This is a genomic window from Streptomyces sp. NPDC037242, from assembly GCF_055604165.1.
Window position 1 is genome coordinate 92429 of sequence record NZ_JBVJUY010000034.1, and the last position, 6983, is coordinate 99411.

The 6983-nt window shown below is 70.7% G+C and carries 6 protein-coding genes and 1 pseudogene; all 7 read left to right on the forward strand.

The features are described from left to right. Positions 1–97: 97 nt before the first annotated feature. Complete coding sequence (locus tag ACZ7GJ_RS31390; RefSeq protein WP_470756355.1) at positions 98–1183, forward strand: carboxylate-amine ligase; 1086 nt, start codon at positions 98–100, stop codon at positions 1181–1183. 140 nt (positions 1184–1323) lie between these two features. Then, complete coding sequence (locus ACZ7GJ_RS31395) at positions 1324–1521, forward strand: hypothetical protein (protein ID WP_470756342.1); 198 nt, start codon at positions 1324–1326, stop codon at positions 1519–1521. A 200-nt stretch (positions 1522–1721) separates the two neighbouring features. After that, positions 1722–2498 (forward strand): hypothetical protein, encoded by a 777-nt coding sequence (locus ACZ7GJ_RS31400; RefSeq protein ID WP_470756343.1) that lies wholly within the window; start codon positions 1722–1724, stop codon positions 2496–2498. A gap of 486 nt (positions 2499–2984) precedes the next feature. Beyond that, complete coding sequence (locus tag ACZ7GJ_RS31405; RefSeq protein ID WP_470756345.1) at positions 2985–3662, forward strand: response regulator; 678 nt, start codon at positions 2985–2987, stop codon at positions 3660–3662. Continuing rightward, on the forward strand, positions 3659–4786 hold the full coding sequence (locus tag ACZ7GJ_RS31410) for a sensor histidine kinase (RefSeq protein WP_470756347.1): 1128 nt from the start codon (positions 3659–3661) through the stop codon (positions 4784–4786). Before ACZ7GJ_RS31405 ends, ACZ7GJ_RS31410 begins: the two co-directional genes overlap by 4 nt. Positions 4787–4872: 86 nt before the next feature. Then, the gene (locus tag ACZ7GJ_RS31415) at positions 4873–6141 is read left to right on the forward strand and encodes a cation:proton antiporter (protein ID WP_470756349.1); all 1269 of its coding nucleotides are present in this window, start codon (positions 4873–4875) and stop codon (positions 6139–6141) included. Between the two features lie 248 nt (positions 6142–6389). Beyond that, positions 6390–6524, forward strand: a pseudogene (locus ACZ7GJ_RS31420) (SigE family RNA polymerase sigma factor); the annotation flags it as partial. Positions 6525–6983 lie beyond the last annotated feature (459 nt).

Here is a 6983-nt window from a genome sequence, read left to right on the forward strand (position 1 = left end):
ATTGACCGTGTCGAAGCCCTCTTCCGTGCGTGCAGGAACCGCCCGCTCATCGGCCCCGACGCCAGAGGACGGCCCCGATCAGGGTGCAGCCGTGACGATGGGCGTCGAGGAGGAGTTCCTGCTCGTCGATCGCCACAGCCGGGCCCCGGTGGGACGTGGTCCGCGTGTCATCGAAGCCGCCTCGCGCACGCTCGGCCCACTGGTACAGCAGGAGTTCTTCACGGCTCAGGTGGAGGTGTGCACCAGCCCCACCACGAGCCCCGCTGATCTCAGAGCCCAACTGGCCTGTCTACGGGCCGAGGTGATCCGCGCCGCGGCCGCCGAGGGGTGCCTGCTGCTCGCCTCCGGGACACCCGTCGTACCACCGGAGCTCCCCCTGACGGTCACCGGAAACGAACGCTACCTGCGGATGGCCGAGCGCTTCGCGTCGGTGCTGGGCGACTACGACCAGGCGCTGTGCGGATGCCACGTCCACATCGGGATGACCAGCCGGGCGGAGGCCCTTGAGATAGCCAACCGGATGCGCCCATGGCTGCCCTCCCTCCAGGCGCTCGCCGCCAACTCTCCCTTCAGTCGCGGCGAAGACACCGGCTACGCCAGTTGGCGTGCGGTGGAGCACGCCCGCTGGCCCACCGTGGGGCCCGCCCCGGTCCTGGACGAGGCGGCGTACCAACGGCTCGCCGACGCGCTCGTCCGGAGCGGATCGTTGCTGGACCGACGGATGATCTACTGGTACGCCCGTCCGTCCGAGCACGTCCCGACGCTGGAGATCCGCGTCGCTGACGTCAATGCCCGGATCGACATCACCGTGCTCCTCGCGGTGCTCCTACGAGGGCTCGCCGCCACCCTGCGCCGGGAGACGGCCGAAGGAACTCCGCCCCCGGCCCTCGAGACCGCCAAACTGCGCGAAGCCCACCGGCGCGCGGCCGCGCACGGCCTGCAAGGCGACGGCCTCGATCCGGTCAGCGGGGCTTCGGTGCCGGCCTGGGACCTCGTCGCCCGGCTGCGCGCGCGGGCGGTGCTGGCCCTCACCGCCTCGGGCGACCTGGCCCTCGTCGACACCCTGCTCGACCGCGTACGGGCCGAAGGCACCGGGGCCGCTCTGCAAAGAACCGCCCACCACCGCCGCGGACGGCTGAGCGATGTGGTGGACAGCCTCGCCGAAACCGTGGCCATCGCCTGAGACACAGGGCCAGACGCCGGCAGCGCGCCGCGCGCACGACACCGACCAGCACTCACCGTTACTGACAATGTGCATATTGTGACGCCTGGTGTCAGTGTGGAGGGAAGAGCTTCACCCCCACACCTCAAAGGAGTCCCCTCATGGGTAAGCAGGACAAGCGCCAGGCGCCGGGTAAGGGCCGCGACGAGCAGCAGCGTCCTCCGAGGCCCGACCAGGACCCGGCGCACCCCGAGCCCGGCACTCCGTCCCGCGGGGGCAAGGGTCCGGACGAGATGGGGCGTCGCCGCGAGGAAGAGCTCCGGCGAGACGAGCACAACCTGCGCGACGAGGACTTCTGAACGACCCGCACCCCACGCACGCAGGGCCCGGCCGGCGCGTATCCACCCGGCCGGGCTCTGTCGCGCCCGCCGCTACGGTCCGATGTCCGGGCCGCTCAGGACCTGATTTCCACCTGCCAAAAGGCCGGCGCTGTGATCCTGGAGGACATCAACGTGGAGCCGCAATCGACACGGCCCTCCGGGCCAAAGCGGAGAGGCCGGTGAAGACGAGATCTGCGACCGTCTGGTTCACGCCCGCCTTGCGTTCGCTCACGGCGCTCATGGGTGCGGGGTCATTCGGTTTGGGCGCACTTGCGGTCTTCGCGACCCAGAACGGGACCGGCGCGGCGGCGCTGATCGTATTCGGGGGCGTCTTGCTTCTCCTGGCTCTGCTCGGCAGCCGCATCGAGAGCCTTGAGTTCGGCGGTGCCACCCTGAGGATTCGGGCTGCCGCCGCGGAGAGGTTCGCGTTGGCGGAGGAGTCCGAGCGCCGCGGCGACATCGCCTCGGCTCGTGAGCTGCGTGCAGAGGCGAGGACCATGCTGGACGCTGCCGGGCCCATCGCGGCCGACTACAGCTCAGTACGTGGCTCGATGCGCGCCGGCGACCCGCGCACCCGGGCCATGGAAGGGGTGATCGCCCGTGCGCGCCGCTTGGCACGGGAGCAGTCCTTCGAGTCGGCCGAGGTCTTGCGCTGGCTGCGGGACGGTACGGACGAGCAGCGCATCACCGCCGTGGCGATGATGCAGGCCAGACCTGAGCTGCGGAACTTCGAGGCCACTCTTGCCGCCATCAGGAACCCGCGCACCGCTTTCGAGCAGTACCACGCCATGCGGCTCGCTCTGCAAATGATCGACGACCTCGACACAGCGCAGGCCAGGAGGCTGGCTGAAGCAGTCGAGGAACAGAGGGGCATTCGCTTCAGGAGGGACCCGGGTCGCAGGCGGCTTCGCGAGGAGATCCTCCAGAGAGTGCGTGGGCGGCCGCAGGGGCCGTGACGATCTGGTTTTCCTTGTCCAGGTAGCGGAGGGGCTCGGCCCGGGCAGGGCATCGACGCCGGCAAGAAGACCGTCGGCAGGAAGCGGAGCCTCGTCATCGGCACGCTCGGCCTTCTCCTCGCCGTACTGATGACCCCGGCCAGCGTCCAGGTGACCGGGCGGTACGTGCGGATCCCCTCCACGGCGGGCGTTTCGTCGGGGGCGTCGGCGGCTCCAGGTACGAACGCTTCGCCGAGTTCGTCGCGTACGGCGCGCAGCTTCTGCCCGTCGCGGCCAATACCGATGACGCGGGTTGCCCGGGCCACGAGCGCGGGGGGGGTGTCCCTTGCCGGTCGGCGCGCCGTCCGACACCTGCCGGCGCCTCCGCCGACCGGCGGGAACTGCCCCGCCGACCGGCTGGAACCGGGCTCCCAACCGCTCCGGGGATGGCGAGGGACCTTACGGTCGGGTACGACAGGGTTCGACGAACGACGGGGTGCGACGCACGTGATTCGGGTAGTGGTGGTGGATGACGAGGCGCTGGTCCGATCCGGTTTCAGTCTCATCCTGGGCACGGCGGACGACATCGAGGTCGTCGCCACGGCGTCGGGCGGCGACGCCCTCGACACGGTGCGGGAACACCGTCCGGATGTCGTCCTCCTCGACATCCGGATGCCGGACGTCGACGGCCTCACGGTGCTGGCTCAGCTGCGCGCCCTGCCCGTTCCCCCCGTGGTGGCGATGCTCACCACCTTCGACACCGACGAGTACGTCCTGGCGGCCCTCCACTCGGGCGCGGCCGGTTTCCTCCTCAAGGACACCGAACCGGATCACCTGCCCCAGTTGGTGAGGACGTTGGCCGACGGTGGAGTGGTGATGTCCTCCAAGGCCTCCCGGAGCCTGCTGCGCTCGCATCCTGCTGCCGGGGGGCCTGCGGCCGTGGACGAGGAGGCGGCCCGCGTGGGGCGGCTGACCGACCGGGAGCGCGACGTGCTCGTACTGCTGGCGGAAGGTTTGTCCAACGCCGAGATCGGAACCCGTCTGCATCTGGGCACCGGCACGGTCAAGGACCACGTCAGCGCCCTTCTCACCAAACTGCGGGTGGCCGGCCGGGTCCAGGCGGCGCTGCTCGCCCAGCGGGCAGGGCTGCTGGACGATGGCCGGCAAGGCAGGGAAGGCCGGTGAGCGCAGCGGCTGAGGCGAAGCGGCTGTGGAACCGGGTACCGCCGGCCGCGCGGGATGCCGCTCTGGTCGTCCTCGCCGTTCTCGACGCGTGGCTCACCTTGTGGGACGGCACACCGCTCGGCCTCGTACTCGCCGCGATCGCCTGCGGTGCACTGGCCCTGCGGCGACGGTTCCCGCTGGCCGTCTTCCTCCTCACCCTGCCGGCCACCCTGGTCCAGGACGTCCTGGTCGCCCCGGTCGCCGCCCTGTACGCCCTGGCCGAACGTTCGCGTGACCGTCGCCTGCTCGGCACATGCGCCGTCCTGTCCGCCGTCGCCATGGTGGTGCACACTCCGCTGGACGATGACGTGTCGACCAGCGGGGCCTGGTCGCTGGTCTACTTGCTGTACAACCTGGCGACGGCCGCCGCTCCGGTCCTGCTGGGCCAGCTGGTCCAGGCACGCAGGGACCTGGCACGGCGTCTGGTGGAGATCCAGGAGGCGCGGGAGCACGAGCGCGAGCTGCACGCGCAGGCCGTCCTGGCCCAGGAACGGGCCCAGCTGGCCCGCGAGATGCACGACGTCGTCTCCCACCAGGTCAGCCTGATCGCGATTCAGGCCGGAGCCATGCAAGTGGCCGCCAAGGACGCGGACAGCAGGGAAGCGGCGCGAACCATCCGCTCCCTGAGCGTGGACACGCTCGACGAGCTGCGCACCATGGTCACGCTGCTACGCGCCTCCGGCGGAGCCGCGACGGAACTCACCCCGCAGCCCACCCTCGCCGACCTGCACAGACTGGTGGGGTCCAGCGGCATCGAAGCGGAGCTCACGGGCGAACTCCCCGCCTCCGTGGGCACACCCGCCCAGCGTGCTCTGTACCGCACGGTGCAGGAGGCGCTGACCAACGCCCGCAAACACGCCCCCGGAGCCACGGCGACCGTAGAGCTGTGGCACGACGGCGACGACGTCGGAGTGACGGTCACCAACAGCCCGCCGTCCCGCCCCTCACTGCCCCTGCCCGGCGCACACCAGGGCCTGCTGGGCCTCAAGGAGCGCGCCGACATCCTGCACGGCACCTTCGAGTCCGGCCCGACCGGCGAAGGCGGCTACCGGGTACGGATACGCGTCCCGTCCCGCGGGGACTGACCCGCCCGCCGCGCACTGCCCGTCCAGCAGGACGTCCCGTCCATCGCCAGCCCGTCAACGTTCTGTGCCCAAATCCAGGAATCCCCATGCTCTTCACCGTGATCGTGATTACCGCTGCGGCCGTCGGGTGGGCGCTCGTCGCCGGATGGCTGGAGCAGCGGCACGTCAGGGCCCCTCTGGTGCTGGTCCTCGCGGGGATCATCACCGGGTTGTTCACCCAGAACCAGATCGCCGCCACCTTGAACTCCGAGGTCGCCCAGCACGTGGCCGAGGTCATCCTGGCGGTCCTGCTGTTCGTCGACGCGACCGAACTGCCGGGCGGCCGACTGTTCGGCAAAGATCCCGGCGCTGCCGCCCGGGCACTGCTGGTGGCACTGCCCCTGAGCCTGGCCGCGATGGTCCTGCTGGGCTCTCTGCTGCTGCCCGCGCTGCCCGTGGTGGTCCTGCTGCTGATCGCGTGCGTCATCGTTCCGACGGACTTCGCCCCGGCCGAGACACTGGTACGCGACACGCGTATCGCCGCACGGGTGCGTAATCTCCTCAACGTGGAGAGCGGTTACAACGACGGGATCGTCTCGCCCATCTTCCTCTTCGCATTGATCCTCGCCGGTGCCACGACACAAGCCCACACCCCCATGCAGGCACTGGGCACGGCCGTCCCGTCCGCGGCGAAGGCAATCGCCGTCGGCATCGTGCTGGGGCCACTGCTGGCGTGGTTGATGAACTCGGCCGACCGCAGGCACCGGATGACCGCACAGTCACGCCGGATCCTCGTCCTGGTCGCGCCGCTGCTCGCCTACACCATGACGGTGGCGGCCGGCGGCAACGGCTTCGTGGCCTCTTTCGTCTGCGGCATCGCCTTCCGTTACGTCCGGCAGGCGCCGACCCGGCGAGGGGCTGTCCCAGCCCCGGACGCCTCGGACTTCCGGCTGATCGAGGACACCAACTCGATCATGACCATGTGCATGTGGTTCTTCTTCGGAAACGCCGTGGTCCTCGCGCTGGGCGAGGGCATCCACTGGCCCACCGTCGCGCTCTGCGCCGCCGCACTCACCGTCGTGCGCATCGTTCCGATCCTGCTCGCCTTCCTCGGCTCGGACTTCACCTGGCGCGAACGGCTCATGGTGGGAGCCCTCGGACCACGCGGCACCACCTCGATCGTGTTCGGGCTGATCGCCTTCAACACCCTGCCCGACGGGCCCTACGCAGACACCGTCCTGTACGCGACGACACTCACCGTCCTCGGCAGCGTTCTGCTCCACGGCGTCGGCTCGACCACCATCGCCCGCCTGCTCACCCGGCCCTCTGCTCCGTCGACCCCTGAGACCACGACCCCGGAGCGGATGGCGTCATGAACCCGCGCCGGGGCTGAGATCCGGGGGGCCCGGCCCCTCGGACCGTCACCTGGCGGGGCGCGCTCCGCCAGGTGACGGATGGGCTCCGGCCGCCCGGCGGATACCTCCACGACCTGCCCTTGAACGAGGTTTGCAGGGCAGGGCACGACAGGGCACGGCCGAACACGACCACGCCGCCCTGCTCCGGCGGCCGCTCTCCCTCCACCTGCGCGGGCGCACGCCGGCCCCGGAACGAGGAGGACGCGGAAATGTTCAGCGGCAACGAGGCTCTGCGCTTCGAGGACTACGTACGGCTCAAGCAGGACGCGCTGCTGCGCACGGCCCGCCGCCTGGTTCCCGACCCGGTGGACGCCCAGGATCTGCTCCAGACCGCCTTCACGCGACGAGGTCACGGGCGATGAAATCGCCCGGTACACCCTGTCCAGTGGCGGCTCCCACACCGCTCTGATCATGGCCAGGGTCTCCCGACTGGATGATGGATGGATGCTGGTCGCTATTGGGGAACCGGCGTCCGGAGAAACCTTCCAGGCGCTCCTGCCCGCCATCGAAAGCTACCTGTGACAGCGTGATAGACGGGCTGGAGGACTGAAGGCCGGCGGGGTGGCTTCGGCTGGGCGGACACGGCCGCGCTCGGCCGGACCCACTCGGCGAGCAACACGGTTGTCACGGGCGACACCCACACCCGCCGACCTGCACGGGCGACACATCCGAGATCGCCTGATCCTGCCGGACCGATCGGGACACGGTCCCGGGGGGGGGGGGGGGGGGGGGGGGGGGGGGGGGGGGGGGGGGGGGGGGGGGGGGGGGGGGGGGGGGGGGGGGGGGGGGGGGGGGGGGGGGGG